This is a genomic window from Streptomyces sp. NPDC054883, assembly GCF_053610645.1.
This window is the reverse complement of the sequence record NZ_JBSGYT010000014.1, coordinates 1-12,414: the sequence shown is the minus strand read 5'-3', so window position 1 is coordinate 12,414 and position 12,414 is coordinate 1. Positions and strand designations below refer to the sequence as shown.

Here is a 12,414-nt window from a genome sequence, read left to right as displayed (position 1 = left end):
AGAGTGTGGTCATACCCGCCAAGGAGGAACACCGAATGACCGACATCAAGAACCCCAACGCCCAGCAGGTAAGCCGCATCCTGAACTCCCACGGCTTCACCAAGGCAAACCGCACCACCAACGGCTACAAGGTCACCCGCGAGACCGGCCAGCGCATCGACTTCAACCTCAACCAGTCCATTGGCGCCCGCTTCCCCGTCGTGCAGGTCACCCTGCCCGCCGACGACGCCGAGCGCGCCATCGAGGTTCTGGCCGCCGCCGGGTACCACGCCGAGGCCGCCAACATCCCCGCCCGCCGTGGAGTCACCGCCACCAGCGGCGCCGTCACCAAGGCTGCTGTCCTGGTGATCAGCCCCGAGGAACTGGCCGACCGCGCCGCCCGCAAGGAGCGCGCCGCCAACGCCGACGCCCTCGCTGACGAGATGGTGCCCTCCACCTCCCGCGTCCGCGTCCGCCTCACCACCTTCCCCGACTGGGCCCGCCGCGAACTCACCCTCGCCCGCGCTGACGTCGTCGCCAAGATCGCCAACCTGCTGCGCAACCCCCGCACTGATGTCCTCGACGACGACGCGATCATGCGAGACCTGGAATACCGCCGCCAGGAGGGTGTCACCGGCCTGTACGTCCGCGACAGCAAGCAGCGCGGAAACCTGCTGCTCTTCCCCATCCCTGGCGACGCCGACGGCGCTCCGGCCGCCGTGGAGCCCGCCCCCGTCACCACCGCGCCGGTACCGGCCGCCACCCCTGAGAAGGTGGTCGAGGGCACGCTGGTCCCCGCCGGACAGGCACTCGGCACCGCCCCGCAGCACAGCAACAACCCGGACGCCGTGGCCGCCGTCGCGGTACTCACGGCCGCCGGACACACCCCCGCGCTGGTCTCCGGCGAGTACGACGATGACGACAACGACACCGCGCGCGGCACCGGCTTCATGATCGACCCGCGCGGCAACGGACGGATGAACATTCACCACCTGGTCGAGGGCGCCAGCTGCACGCCCGAGCGCGACACCTGGCCCGCCGTCAAGCAGTACCGCCGCCTGTTCTCCGACCTCGACGGCTGGAGTGCGCCCCGGATGCCCGGCCGCACGGCCATGGTGGTCCGCATGTACGCCGAGGACAGCCCCACCACCGCCCAGGTGCGTGCCGCCTCCCTGCCGACCGTGGAGGAGATCGTGGACACGGTCAAGATCCACGCCAAGCGCGCAGAGATCGTGGAGCGCGCGGAGGACGGCCTGGACATCGGCCGGTTCGTCGCCTACCACGCGTACGGCATGAGCCAGCAGCAGATGGACGAGACCGACTGGGACTCCGTACGCGCCGCGCTGCTTGACCTTCCGTCCCTGGAAGGCCACCAGGTCACCGTGACCGCCGACGACCGGCCTACCGGCAAGGTAACCGTCCGGCTGTGGCAGAAGGGCCACGGAGTGCCCGCCTACAGCGTAGAGACGTGGAACCGCAGCGCCGACGCGTACCGCTCCATCGCTTCCGGGATGATCCGGGCGCGTCAGGCGGCCCTTGCCGAGCGCGCCGCCCTGGACTCCCTGGACGATGCCACCCTTTACGAGGTAACGACCACCCGGGGCGGCATCCCCCAGGGGGCGCCCCAGCGCCTTGATGGCGCCGCCGTGCGCGCACTGTTGCAGCATGACCGCGACCAGTCGGGGGAGGAGCGGCCGAACGCCGGGCCGTACCTGGAGATCACCCGCAACGGCGCCATGTGGCGCACCGTCCATGTCGTCTTCAACGAGCAGGGGCACCGCAGCCCGTCCAAGTCCTGGACGCGCCGTGTCGTGCCCGCCGTGGTGGCGGACGCCGGACAGATCATCATGGGCGCCGGGTACAGCCTGCTGTCTCCCGTGGAAACCCTCAACACCCGCGCCTTTGGCCCCTGGGTGCGCCCCGTACCCGGCCACGCCGACCGCGTGATCGTCTCCCGCGTCGCCAACGGCGAGCACCGGCGCCCCGACGGCGGGACCTTCCCCGAAGCCGCCGCGCGCTGGGATGAGGAGACCGACGACTACGCAAGCATTCTCCGGGGGCACGGATGGACCGAGGTCCAGGTGACCGACGAGGGGGTCATTTTCAGCAAGCGCCCGCTCTGACCTGGCGCTATGTGTCGGCGTGGCCCACCTTCAAAGCAGCCACTTGCACCACACTCTGGTGTGCACTAAGGTGGGGATCACGCCAAGAGAGACCGCCACAAAAAATCAAGGAGAACCACCATGCGCGCCACCGCCAAGCTCGTTAACGACGTCATCGCCCTCGCCAAGGCCGCCAGCAACGGCCGCTTCGACGCCTCCAGCGGCGCGGGTCTTGACGGGACGGGCTCCCGCTGGCAGAGCAACCAGGCCAACCAGCACGTCTGGCTGAGCGCCAAGGGTGAGGGCCGCGCCGCCATCGCGTACCACCTGGGCGTGATCGTCGCCTACAACGGCGAACTCCCCGAGCAGTACACGGACCTGTACGCCCTGACCAGCGACGACAAGCTCAAGGAGTGGTACGACAAGGGCATCGCCGACGGCCGCCACTTCAAGGGCCTCGACGCCGAGACCACCCCCGAGATCACGCCCCAGGACATCGAGGACATCCGCGTCTACCTTGACAAGCTGACCGGATGCGCTTTCATCCCGACCGACCCGGAGCGCCTGACCGACAGCCCGCAGAACGTCGCCTCGTACCTCCTCGGCGCGGCCGAGCAGTACCACCTGCACGCTGACATGAGCGGGTACGGCCCGACCCAGTTCGGCCGCATGGTCGCCGGGGCCCGCAAGTGCCTGCGCAACACCCCCGACTTCCGCCTCCGCACCATCCAGGGCGCCTCTCACGCCAAGGGAACCATTCAGGCTTACAAGGTCAAGCCCGCCGAACTGCGCGCCCACATTGCGCAGCTCGACTTCGAGGAGTACCCCAACGAGACCACCGAGGGCGCGAACCTCAATGGGGTCCAGGTCGGCCGCATCTACACCGACGGCAAGAAGCGCGTGCAGGTGATCGACCTGCACCGCAACACGGACGGCAAGCTGAACGGCATCGCCCGGGTGGAGATCATCGACGGATCCGCCTCCCCGGGCCACGAGATCATCGACATTGGCACGGTCGCCCTCCGGCGCGTCGGCGCTCGGATCACCACCGAGCACATCCAGGAACTCGCCAACGCGTACGGCGAGAACGTGCTGGTGCCCATGCCTGCCGAGCACCGGGACGGCACCGAGCCCCTGTGGGTGATCGCCACCACCAACAAGCACTACGAGGGCGCGCAGACCGTCCACGCCACCGGCGAGCAGGTCGCCGACCTGATCCAGGGGGACGAGGACTACGACGAGGACGGAAACCTCACGGTCGCCGCCGCCGAGCGCATCCGTCAGGACATCCTCGACTCGGATGAGTACTCCTCCGTGGACTCCGCCAAGGGCCTCAAGCGCCCCGAGGGCTACACCGCCCACGTCATGAACGAGATGAACCAGTAGGACCACCCGGGCCGCCGCCCCGAGCGGCGGCGGCCCACCCCGCCCGTCAAGCCCGCCACACCACACGAGGAGAACAAGATCATGGCCGAGCTCGACACGTCCCAGGCGGCCACCGGTGTCCGCACCTACGCCCGTAACGCCTGGGATGGATTCGTCACGGCCGCGAAAATCTTCACCACGGACGGCACCACTCTGGGTAAGACGCTGGATATCGACGGGATGCATCTCGACAGCTTCCTGGAAGCCCGCGCCAAGTACCGGATCTACTCCGATGCCCTCAACCTCGACGAGAACGGGCAGACCTCATTCGACGACGCAAAGGTGATCGACCGGATCACCGACGCTCGCCGGACCAGCCTCCAGTACCTCCTGGCCAACCGCCCGGCCCACCCCGGCATTTACGCCGTCGCCGACAAGGCCAGCGAGAATGCCGCCCGCCAGTTCCTCGCCGACACCGCGTTCGTCGACTTCGAGTGACCCACCGGCCCCGGCATCCACGCCGTGAGGGCGCGGGATCAAATCCCGCCCGGGGCCATCCAAGCCCGCCAAGACCCAGGGACACCCATGAGCAACGAAGCCCGCACCAAGGCCGCCAATCTGGCCCGAGACATCTGGCGGGGCATCTGGCCCCATATCGAGATGAACGACATCCCCCAGCGCCGCCACCGGGACAACCAGCGCCCCGATCCCTCGTTTCGCCTCGCCCCTCTCACGTCCGGCAACGACGTGAAGCCGGGCGACCTGGTGCTGTCGCTCCGCGTAGATCGGAACTACCACTACACCGCCGAGTCCCTGCTCACCCACACCGCCCGGGAAGCGGTCGGCCACTTCCAAGCGGACGTAGTACGCGTGGAATCCGCCGCTGACAAGACGCTGCGCGTGCGCAATATGGTGAACTACCCCCAGGGCGGAATCGCCGGGGCTGATCTCAGGATGCTGGGGGCCGACCGGGATCACTCCGAGACGGTGTCGTACCGGCTGCCGTCCGCTAAGCGCCTCCTCGCCCGTCTGGGCACCGTGGAGGACATCCGGGCGAAGCTGGCCGCCCACCCGCTCTACACCGAGTGGGAAGCCGCCTACGCCGCCGCCCTGATCGAGGAGAAGGCCGAAGCGGCCGACACGGCCAAGTGGGTCGCCGAGCAGGAAAAGCGCCTCGCCCCGCTGCGGACCGCCGTCGCCGACTTCAACCGGATCGCGGGTGAGAAGCTGTTGAGGCTCAGCGTCTGGGACGAGTCCCCTGACATTCAGGAGGAGTGGCTCCGCAAGGGCAACCGGATGCGGATCTACCTCGCCGGACTCAACGCCGTCGGCAGGCTCGACGACACCCAGCACGCCGCCGCTCTGGAACACCTGCGCACGCTCGGCCTGAACACGGCCGTCAAGGAGAGCTGATCATGAGCCAGGCTTCCCGCCCTCTGTACGTCACCACTAGCGAATCCGGCTTCGTGCTCGACGCCGGATTCGACAAGGAGGAGGTGAAGGCAAAGGCGGTCGCGAGACTGGGTGCCAGTGCGGCTGAGCACGAATGGCGGCCCGAGTGGGGCAACCGGGAACAGCTGTACTACCGCTCTTCGAAAACCGGCCGCTGGAACAGCGTCCCCAAGACGTACTTGAGCGAGACCTCGTTGCAGGACCAGGAACCCGACCAGTGACCGCACACCCCCGCCGCCCGCGCAGACCTAAGCGCCCGCGCCGTACCACTTTGCAGAGGGAGCGAACCACGTGACCCGCGTCCGTATCCGCAGGGGCGACGGACCCTTGATGACGACCATCAATCTGCTCGGGATCTTCTCACCGATCATCTTCGGTGCTCTCCTCCTCGGCCGGTGGGTGGGGCACTGATGGCTGACGCCGACGGACACGAACTGTTCCACCGGACCACGCCGCTCCAGGATCACCTGGGCCGGTTCGAGTCGTCCCTGAGTCACGCAAGGGAGTTCTACGAGGGCAACGACTACGACCGGGCCGCGCTCGCCATAGAGGACATGGCCGAGCAGTTGAAGGAGTTCATGCCCGGAGCCACGGATGGCGCTCTGCGGACCGTGGCGCGCTTCATGGTGGAACGGGAGTCCGTAGCGGTCGCCAACGCACTGGAGGGCCGTCAGAAGCCCACCGAGCCCCCAAGCGCGTGCGACAGCCGCAGGTGCAGAGGAGGGGCATTGCAGGAGCTGTTGGGTCACGACCCCCTTGGGCACATGACGGTGAACTCCCTGGCTCACGCGGACATCTTCACCAGCGAGGATCTGATCACCCACGGGTGGCAGTACGTCTTGGACGCGACACGGGTAGGGCAGGCAGGATTCCGCAGGATCGAGGAACGGGTACCGGGGTTCCCTACCAAGGAGTGACCCAGGGGCAGAGAGCACATTGAAGCAGGGGCAGGGACATGATCCCCCGCCCCTGCTTTTTGTATGCGTTCATGTGGGTCTATCAGGGTCTATGACCTGAAAGTACGGGTGTGGGTGGGGCCGTGGTGTGGCTCGACAAGTTCACCGCAAGGGCTTGTGGCGCACCCAGGTGTGCACTAGGGTGGGGTCATCCCGCCAAGGAGACCAACCCGCAAGGAGCGCCACATGGCTACCAGCAAGCTCAGCGACACGATGATCCGCGTCATCCTCGAAGCCCTTACCCGCCGCTTCACCACCATGGACGGCAAGACCGTCTATCAGGTCCAGTGCTCGGCTTCGACGACCCGGGCGCTCCAGGCGCGGGGCAAGGTCGAGACCGGCGCCGCCAAGGAAATCCGTGGAGCGAACGACAGCGCCTGGTTCGCCAGCACCAATGTGTGGCTGACGGATGAGTGCGTGGCATTCCTGCGTGAGGCGCTCACGGTGGTGCTGGCCAAGAGCGGCAGCGACCGTGACCAGGCGTACCAGGACGTGATCGCCAGCAGCCGCGAGCAGTCTGAGGCGGTGGCCGCGTTCATGCTGGGCGACGGCGTGGAGTCGGTTGAGACCGTGGGCCGTAACCGTGCCGACTCCAAGGAGGACTTCCGTGAGCAGCTCACCGTGGAGGACGCGGTGGGGCAGCTGGGCAACATCCTGAGCAACGGCCAGCGGCTCACGTTCAGCGACGACGGCCGGATCACCATGTGGACCCGGATGACGATGAACGTGACGTACATCCCGGTGAAGGGTGAGCCGGTGGCCATCGAGGAAGTGCGGCGCAGCTTCGAGACGTGCATGGCTTCCATGACCGGAACCAACAACAGCAGCAGCCTGGCCCTGCTGATGAAGCGGGCGGCCGAGCTGTTCCGGGTGCTGGACACGCGGAAGGCGATCCGGGGCACGGTGCCCGTCGCGTTCCGGCTGCGCATGCAGTACGCGTTGGAGACGACGCACCTGGACACGCTGGCCGGGTACGGGCGTGAGGTGGCGGAGATGTGGGAGGAGCGGGCCGAGAGGCTTACGGCGGAGTACTCGGCGCTGGTCGATTCCCTGTGCGCGGCTGAGATGGATGGCGTGGTGTACGACGTCACGCGGCACGACGCCGACGGCGAGCACCCGTGCCCCGAGCAGGACGGCAAGCGGCTGGCGCTCGAGGTGGGCATCAAGCACGGGGACGGCGCCCGGGTGAAGGGTGACGCGGATCTCTTCGTTGTCGACTGGCGCGGGGTGCAGGGCGGCCCGGGTGAGATGGCGTTCTCCTACCGGCGGCGTTCCGAGGGCGGGGGCGCCCCGGCGGCCGAGCCGACCCCGGCGCCGGTGACGGTAGGTGACGTGGTGGATGCGCCGCACTCCCTGTACGTGGGCGGCGCGCTGCGCCATGCGGGTCTGCCTAGTGAGCGCGTTCGGACGTTCGTGAGCAACCTGCGCTTCAAGAAGAAGGAGTTCTGGCAGGACGCCGACGGCGCCATCTGCGTCGAGGATCGCCGCTACGTTCCGGAGCGTGGGGGCGCGTCCGAGCCGACCCCGGCCCCGGCGGCCGTGGCGGTGCCCGACTCCCAGGGGGAGATGGTGGAGCCGGTGGAGGGCGCGCGTTACCGGATGTTCGTCGGGGTGCTTCGGGATGACGCCAAGGACATGGGCGAGGTGTCGGCGGCCCAGGTGCGCACGGCGATCATGAACGGGTGGGAGCGCGGTAACCACGCGCAGCCGCTGGGGGATGGTGTGATCCGGGTGGGTTACTCGTTCTTCGAGCCGGTGATCGACACGGCCGGGCACGCCGACGTGGCCCCCGGGGGCGCGCAGTACGTGTTCGCCGCCGCCTACCAGCAGGAGGTGCGCACCGGTGCGGGTGAGTTGGTTCACCCGGCGGTGGTGATCGAGGGGGAGCAGGCGGAGCGCATCGTGGGGCACCACACGACGGCGAGTGTCTCGTACCGGGCGGGTGGGGTGATCGTGGTGACGAAGTCGCCGACGAACATCGTGGGGGAGCGCACGGTGGTGCTGACGCCGCTGGAGCTGTCGGACGTGTGGGACGTGAAGAATGAGGCTGGTGACGTTCTGGCCACGGTCGAGGGCGTGTTCGTGGAGGAAGCGCGGCGGGAGGCGTACCGGCTGCCTGTAGTGCGGGAGACGGCGGAGCGTGAGGGCGGGGTGTCCATGCGGTGCCGTCAGCGCCCGGTGGAGGCGGTGGAGCCGACCCCGGCCCCCGTGGATGTGGCCGTGCCGGTGCTGGTTCCCCGTGAGCCGTGGCGGGGTGGGCAGGTGTGCGGCTATCAGGTGACGGTGGGCCGGATGGGCTCCGAGTACTGCGGGGAGCGCAAGGCGCCGGGGCGCGCGATGTGCCAGCGGCACCACGACGAGGTGCTGGCCGAGTACGGGGAGGTGCGTATGTCAGCGGGCAACGAGCTGGGTTACGAGGATGAGCCGTTCGTTCTGCTGTGGGAGCCGACCGGGGGTGATGAGCCGGTGGAGCCGACCGAGGCGGAGCGGGTGGCGTTCGAGCGGGCCCACAACCTTGCGGGCGCGGAGGCCCCTGCGGCGGCCGTGGAGCCGGTGGTGGCCCCGGAGGGTCCGGCGGTGGCTGTGGGGACGGTACAGGCGCCGTGGGAGGTCTACGGGCACCGTGTGTTCGGCACGGGGGAGTCGGTGCCGATGGGGCGGCCGGAGTGGACGGTGGCGGAACTGCGGTGCGTGGACTGCGGGCGGGTGGCTCACCTGCACGCGTTCTACTTGCTGAACTGCACCGACGTGCGGGAGTTGGCGGCGGCTGAGCGGTTGGCGGAACTGACTCTGCCTTATGCGGCCCGGTATGAGCACCGGGTGGTGCGCGGCGGGGTGGAGTCGCAGGCGCTGGCGCTGGGGCGTGCGCGGGCGGTGGCGCTGCTGGCGGCGGGGATCACGGAGGGCGGCACTCTGGAGGGTTTTACCGGCGGTGTGCTGCGTATGGCGTTCGGGGATTTTGAGACCACGTTCCGGCCCTTGGCGGGGTAGGTGCGGGGGAGGGGCGGGGCGGCCGGTTGGCTGTCCCGCCCCTTTCGTGTTTCCGCAAACCCCTTCCATCGCACTCTGGAGTGCACTAGAGTGGGGTCACCCGCCAAGGTCCACCACCAAGGAGCACCCCATGGCCGCCAAGATCAGCAAGACGATGACCCAGAAGCTGCTCGCCGCACTCACCGACGACAACCACGAGATGATCGGCGCCGCCACCAACACCGAACGCGCCATGATCGAGCGCGGCCTGGTCAGTCACCAGAAGCTGCGCACCCGCATCACCGACAAGCGCGGTCACCAGGTACGCACGCACGGCCTGGTGCTCACCGAGGACGGCCTGACCAAGGCCCGCCGCCTCGCGGGGGAGCAGGCCTCCGCACCCGCCCCCGCCGCCCCCGTGGCGCCCGCGAGCACCCCGGCGCCCCGGTACGCCGTGCGCCGCCCCAACGGGCAGGAGTCGCATTCGTTCGGTACCCACGCGGAGGCGCTGGCCTACGCGCGCCGGGTGCCCGGGGGCGGCACGCCGTTCGAACTGTCCGTGGACGCGGCTCCGGCCCTGCTGCCCGAGGCATGGAAGACGCCCGCCCCGGCGCCCCAGCCGCTCCCCAAGGGGGCCCCGGAGGGTACGGAGGAGCGTGCGGCCAAGATGACCCCTCACGACGTGGCTGACGCGGTCGAGGACGCGATGCAGTGGCTGCCGTTCTCCCACCGTGACACCGCGCGCACCCAGCCCGCTTCCGTGACGCTGGCAGCGGAGCTCGAGAGGGCGGGCGCGGTCATGCGGCGCGCACTCAAGCACAACGGGCCCACCGCCTGCATGTCCGCGATCCTCCAGTACGAGCGGGTGACGGCGGCTCTGGTAGCCGCCCGCCGCCTGGAAGCGGCGACGGCCTGACCCAACTGACGGCCCGGGCCCCGCCCCGGGCCGTCCCCCGAACGATCACTCACCTCAGGAGGACCCATCATGACCGACGCCACCGCCCACAACGCCGCCGCTACCTACCTGCCCATGGACCCGGAAGAGCCGGACACCCTGCCGTGCATCGAGATCGCCGGGGCGCAGGTGTATGCGTACGTGGACGAGTCCGGGACGCTGCGAGTCAGCGTGCACCTGGACGCGGGCGACGTCACCGCGCTGGCTCGCCCGGACGGCACGGTGCCCCTGCGGGTGAAGGTGAACGACGACGTGGTGTTCACCGGCTAGGAAGCTGCGGATTCGTTTCCAGGGCGCGCCGCCCTAGTCGCCGCCCGCCGCTTCGAATCCCTGGATGCCGCCCCGGCGTCCGTGCGCCTGACAGCCTCGCCCTGGCGTGCCGGGCCACCCACGGCCCGGCACGCCGCCCCAGACCGTGAGGCTGGGCGGTGCCTGCTCTGCGCGCTGGATGCGGATTCCGTTGTCCGCCCCTAGGGACTGAGACACGGTTTTCGTTGCCTCGTGGGCCGTCAGCAACTGATTCCGTTGTTTGGCCTCATTTCCCCTTTAGCGCACTCCGGTATGCGCTAGGGTGTGGGTATACCCGCCGAGAAGGAGCCCCGATGACCACCACCCCGGCCGCCGACACCATCACCATCCGCGTCCCGGGAGCGTTCGGACGCGCTTGGGACCGCAGCCGAGGCGACGACGCCCACAACACCGACCCCGACGCGGCCGTCTACCGCGACATCGCCGCCGCCTGGACGGCCGCCAGGGAGCACAGTGCGGGCAAGGGCACCGTCCGGGTCATGACCATCTCCCGCATCCTGGCAGGCGCGTTCCTCGAATTGGCCGGGCGAGTCGCCGAAACCGAACTCGGCGGCGGCACCGACGGCGCCGACACCGCCGCCGGGCGCGCCGGGTACAAGATGCTTGAGCGCGCCGCACAGAAGGGCCTCACGCCCGCGTGGCCCGCCGAATACCGCCTGACCGACCCCGCCGCCCAGTCCGCCCTCGAAGCAGAAATCATGCAGGCCGCCGAGAGGTGGCAGCAGGAGACCAAGCACCGCGCCGCCGAGCAGGAGCGGACCGCCGCCTACCAGGCCCTGGGGCGGGAGGAACGCCGCACCCTGGACGCCCGTGTGCTGGCCCTGGGACTGGAGCACCTGGGCGCCCCGGCCCCCGAGGGCCGCCGCACCTGGATGGAGTACAACGGTCTGGCGGTCAGCGTGCTGCGCGGGTCCCTGGCCGTCGAGCCCAGTCGCCGGGCGGGGCAGGGTGACGCCACCGGCGCATTGGACGCGGCCCGCACGGCCCTGACCGTGCGCGGCTGGTGCGACCGCGCCGGTGGCGGCGGGTACATCGACGCCTCGCACCCGGACGTGCAGGCCTGATCGGCTGCTGTGGCCACTGGTAACGGGAGGGACACAGTTCTGAAAACACCAGCCATCGCACTTCGGTATGCACTAAGGTGTGGTTACAGCCCGCCAAGGAGGACCACATGACCACCCCCACCCCGCCCAAGCCCGGTGGCACCCCGACCGTCACCGCCGTGATCAAGTTCCTGAAAGCAGCCGGATTCCAGCACTCCCGCTTCACCGACGCCAGGAGCAAGCCCACCTCCTCCGGCTTCTACGTCCGCGAAAGCGGCCGCCCCGGCGAGGTCGACGTCCGCTGGCGCGAAGGAGACCACGACTACTTCCAGCGCATGGACGCCCTCGGCCTCACCGACGTCGCCGACGTACCGACCAGCCCCCACGGCGAGCAGATCGCCCGCCAGTACGCCGAAGCCCTCGCCCCCCGCTACAACGTCCAGGTAAGCGGCGGCAGCGTGTACGTCACCGCCCGCGCCGAACTCCCCGCCCGCCCCAAGGGCGTGCCCCGGGCCACCCTCGTCCGCAAGGCCCTGGAACACGCGGGAATCACCGACTACCGGGCCGCGACCGTCGTAGACCAGCCCGACCACACCCGCATCGCCGTCGCCGACGACATCCACCTGGAATCCGTCACCGACACGCTGCACGCCCAGGGATGGATCTTCGAACAGTCCGAAACACACCAGCACTACGCCCTGAAAATCACCGGCTCCACCCCCGACCGCCGCGCCCGCGCCAGCAAGCAGCGCGCGCAGCAGACCCGGCAGGCCCAGCCGGAACCCGCCCGCGAACAGCCCCAGGCGCCCGCCACGGAGCCCGTACAGGCCCCGGACTCACCGCAGGCAGTCCCGGCCCCGCCGCAGCCCATGGCGCGCGCCCACAGCCGCACCGGCACCCCCTACACCCCGGGCGCACGCGTCACCTACCGCACCCGCGACGGCTTCTGGCGCCACGGCACCGTCACCGAGCTGTTCAACGACCCCGAGACCGGCCAGCCCAAGCTGCGCTTCACCGAGGACGCCTACCAGGCCGCCCCCGCCCGACGCACCCCCCAGGGCATGGACAACCACCCCGGCAAGCTGCGCCCCGCCGCCGGTGACAAGACATGGGCGGTCGCCGTGGACGACAAAGACCTGGGGCCGGACCGCCGAACCACCTGAACACCCGCCGGGGGGCGGCCGCGCCGCCCCGCCCCCCCCCCCCCCCCCCCCCCCCCCCCCCCCCCCCCACAGAAAGGAGCACCACAACTCAAACCACACCCCCCCAGCCCCCGGCCCCAA

The 12,414-nt window shown here is 69.6% G+C and carries 11 protein-coding genes; all 11 read left to right on the top strand.

All coding sequences use genetic code 11. The features are described 5' to 3' along the window. Positions 1 to 35: 35 nt before the first annotated feature. The 11 genes from ACWGH1_RS13085 to ACWGH1_RS13035 all read left to right on the top strand — a co-directional run bounded on the left by ACWGH1_RS13085 (position 36) and on the right by ACWGH1_RS13035 (position 12,294). Positions 36 to 2,102, top strand: a complete 2,067-nt coding sequence (locus tag ACWGH1_RS13085) for a hypothetical protein (protein WP_453353885.1) — start codon at positions 36 to 38, stop codon at positions 2,100 to 2,102. A gap of 120 nt (positions 2,103 to 2,222) precedes the next feature. After that, a complete protein-coding gene (locus tag ACWGH1_RS13080) occupies positions 2,223 to 3,467 on the top strand; it encodes a hypothetical protein (RefSeq protein ID WP_453353884.1) in 1,245 nt (414 codons plus the stop codon). An 81-nt stretch (positions 3,468 to 3,548) separates the two neighbouring features. After that, positions 3,549 to 3,944, top strand: a complete 396-nt coding sequence (locus tag ACWGH1_RS13075) for a hypothetical protein (RefSeq protein WP_453353883.1) — start codon at positions 3,549 to 3,551, stop codon at positions 3,942 to 3,944. A gap of 87 nt (positions 3,945 to 4,031) precedes the next feature. Next, the gene (locus tag ACWGH1_RS13070; RefSeq protein ID WP_453353882.1) at positions 4,032 to 4,859 is read left to right on the top strand and encodes a hypothetical protein; all 828 of its coding nucleotides are present in this window, start codon (positions 4,032 to 4,034) and stop codon (positions 4,857 to 4,859) included. A gap of 2 nt (positions 4,860 to 4,861) precedes the next feature. Further along, positions 4,862 to 5,119 (top strand): hypothetical protein, encoded by a 258-nt coding sequence (locus tag ACWGH1_RS13065; RefSeq protein WP_453353881.1) that lies wholly within the window; start codon positions 4,862 to 4,864, stop codon positions 5,117 to 5,119. Positions 5,120 to 5,308: 189 nt separating this feature from the next. Then, positions 5,309 to 5,815 (top strand): hypothetical protein, encoded by a 507-nt coding sequence (locus ACWGH1_RS13060; protein WP_453353880.1) that lies wholly within the window; start codon positions 5,309 to 5,311, stop codon positions 5,813 to 5,815. A gap of 225 nt (positions 5,816 to 6,040) precedes the next feature. After that, entirely contained in the window at positions 6,041 to 8,845 is a 2,805-nt protein-coding gene (locus ACWGH1_RS13055) for a hypothetical protein (protein ID WP_453353879.1), read from the top strand. Between the two features lie 130 nt (positions 8,846 to 8,975). Then, positions 8,976 to 9,740 (top strand): hypothetical protein, encoded by a 765-nt coding sequence (locus ACWGH1_RS13050; RefSeq protein WP_453353878.1) that lies wholly within the window; start codon positions 8,976 to 8,978, stop codon positions 9,738 to 9,740. A gap of 69 nt (positions 9,741 to 9,809) precedes the next feature. Further along, positions 9,810 to 10,049, top strand: a complete 240-nt coding sequence (locus ACWGH1_RS13045; RefSeq protein WP_453353877.1) for a hypothetical protein — start codon at positions 9,810 to 9,812, stop codon at positions 10,047 to 10,049. Between the two features lie 332 nt (positions 10,050 to 10,381). Then, entirely contained in the window at positions 10,382 to 11,152 is a 771-nt protein-coding gene (locus tag ACWGH1_RS13040; RefSeq protein WP_453357469.1) for a hypothetical protein, read from the top strand. A gap of 107 nt (positions 11,153 to 11,259) precedes the next feature. Next, positions 11,260 to 12,294, top strand: a complete 1,035-nt coding sequence (locus ACWGH1_RS13035; RefSeq protein WP_453357470.1) for a hypothetical protein — start codon at positions 11,260 to 11,262, stop codon at positions 12,292 to 12,294. The last annotated feature ends 120 nt before the right edge of the window (positions 12,295 to 12,414 follow it).

Bases quoted from the DNA above. Each gene is read 5' to 3' on its own strand.
- ACWGH1_RS13050 (WP_453353878.1), top strand. From the start codon at position 8,976: ATGGCCGCCAAGATCAGCAAGACGATGACCCAGAAGCTGCTCGCCGCA.
- ACWGH1_RS13040 (WP_453357469.1), top strand. From the start codon at position 10,382: ATGACCACCACCCCGGCCGCCGACACCATCACCATCCGCGTCCCGGGA.
- ACWGH1_RS13060 (WP_453353880.1), top strand. From the start codon at position 5,309: ATGGCTGACGCCGACGGACACGAACTGTTCCACCGGACCACGCCGCTC.
- ACWGH1_RS13075 (WP_453353883.1), top strand. From the start codon at position 3,549: ATGGCCGAGCTCGACACGTCCCAGGCGGCCACCGGTGTCCGCACCTAC.
- ACWGH1_RS13080 (WP_453353884.1), top strand. From the start codon at position 2,223: ATGCGCGCCACCGCCAAGCTCGTTAACGACGTCATCGCCCTCGCCAAG.
- ACWGH1_RS13035 (WP_453357470.1), top strand. From the start codon at position 11,260: ATGACCACCCCCACCCCGCCCAAGCCCGGTGGCACCCCGACCGTCACC.
- ACWGH1_RS13085 (WP_453353885.1), top strand. From the start codon at position 36: ATGACCGACATCAAGAACCCCAACGCCCAGCAGGTAAGCCGCATCCTG.
- ACWGH1_RS13045 (WP_453353877.1), top strand. From the start codon at position 9,810: ATGACCGACGCCACCGCCCACAACGCCGCCGCTACCTACCTGCCCATG.
- ACWGH1_RS13065 (WP_453353881.1), top strand. From the start codon at position 4,862: ATGAGCCAGGCTTCCCGCCCTCTGTACGTCACCACTAGCGAATCCGGC.
- ACWGH1_RS13055 (WP_453353879.1), top strand. From the start codon at position 6,041: ATGGCTACCAGCAAGCTCAGCGACACGATGATCCGCGTCATCCTCGAA.
- ACWGH1_RS13070 (WP_453353882.1), top strand. From the start codon at position 4,032: ATGAGCAACGAAGCCCGCACCAAGGCCGCCAATCTGGCCCGAGACATC.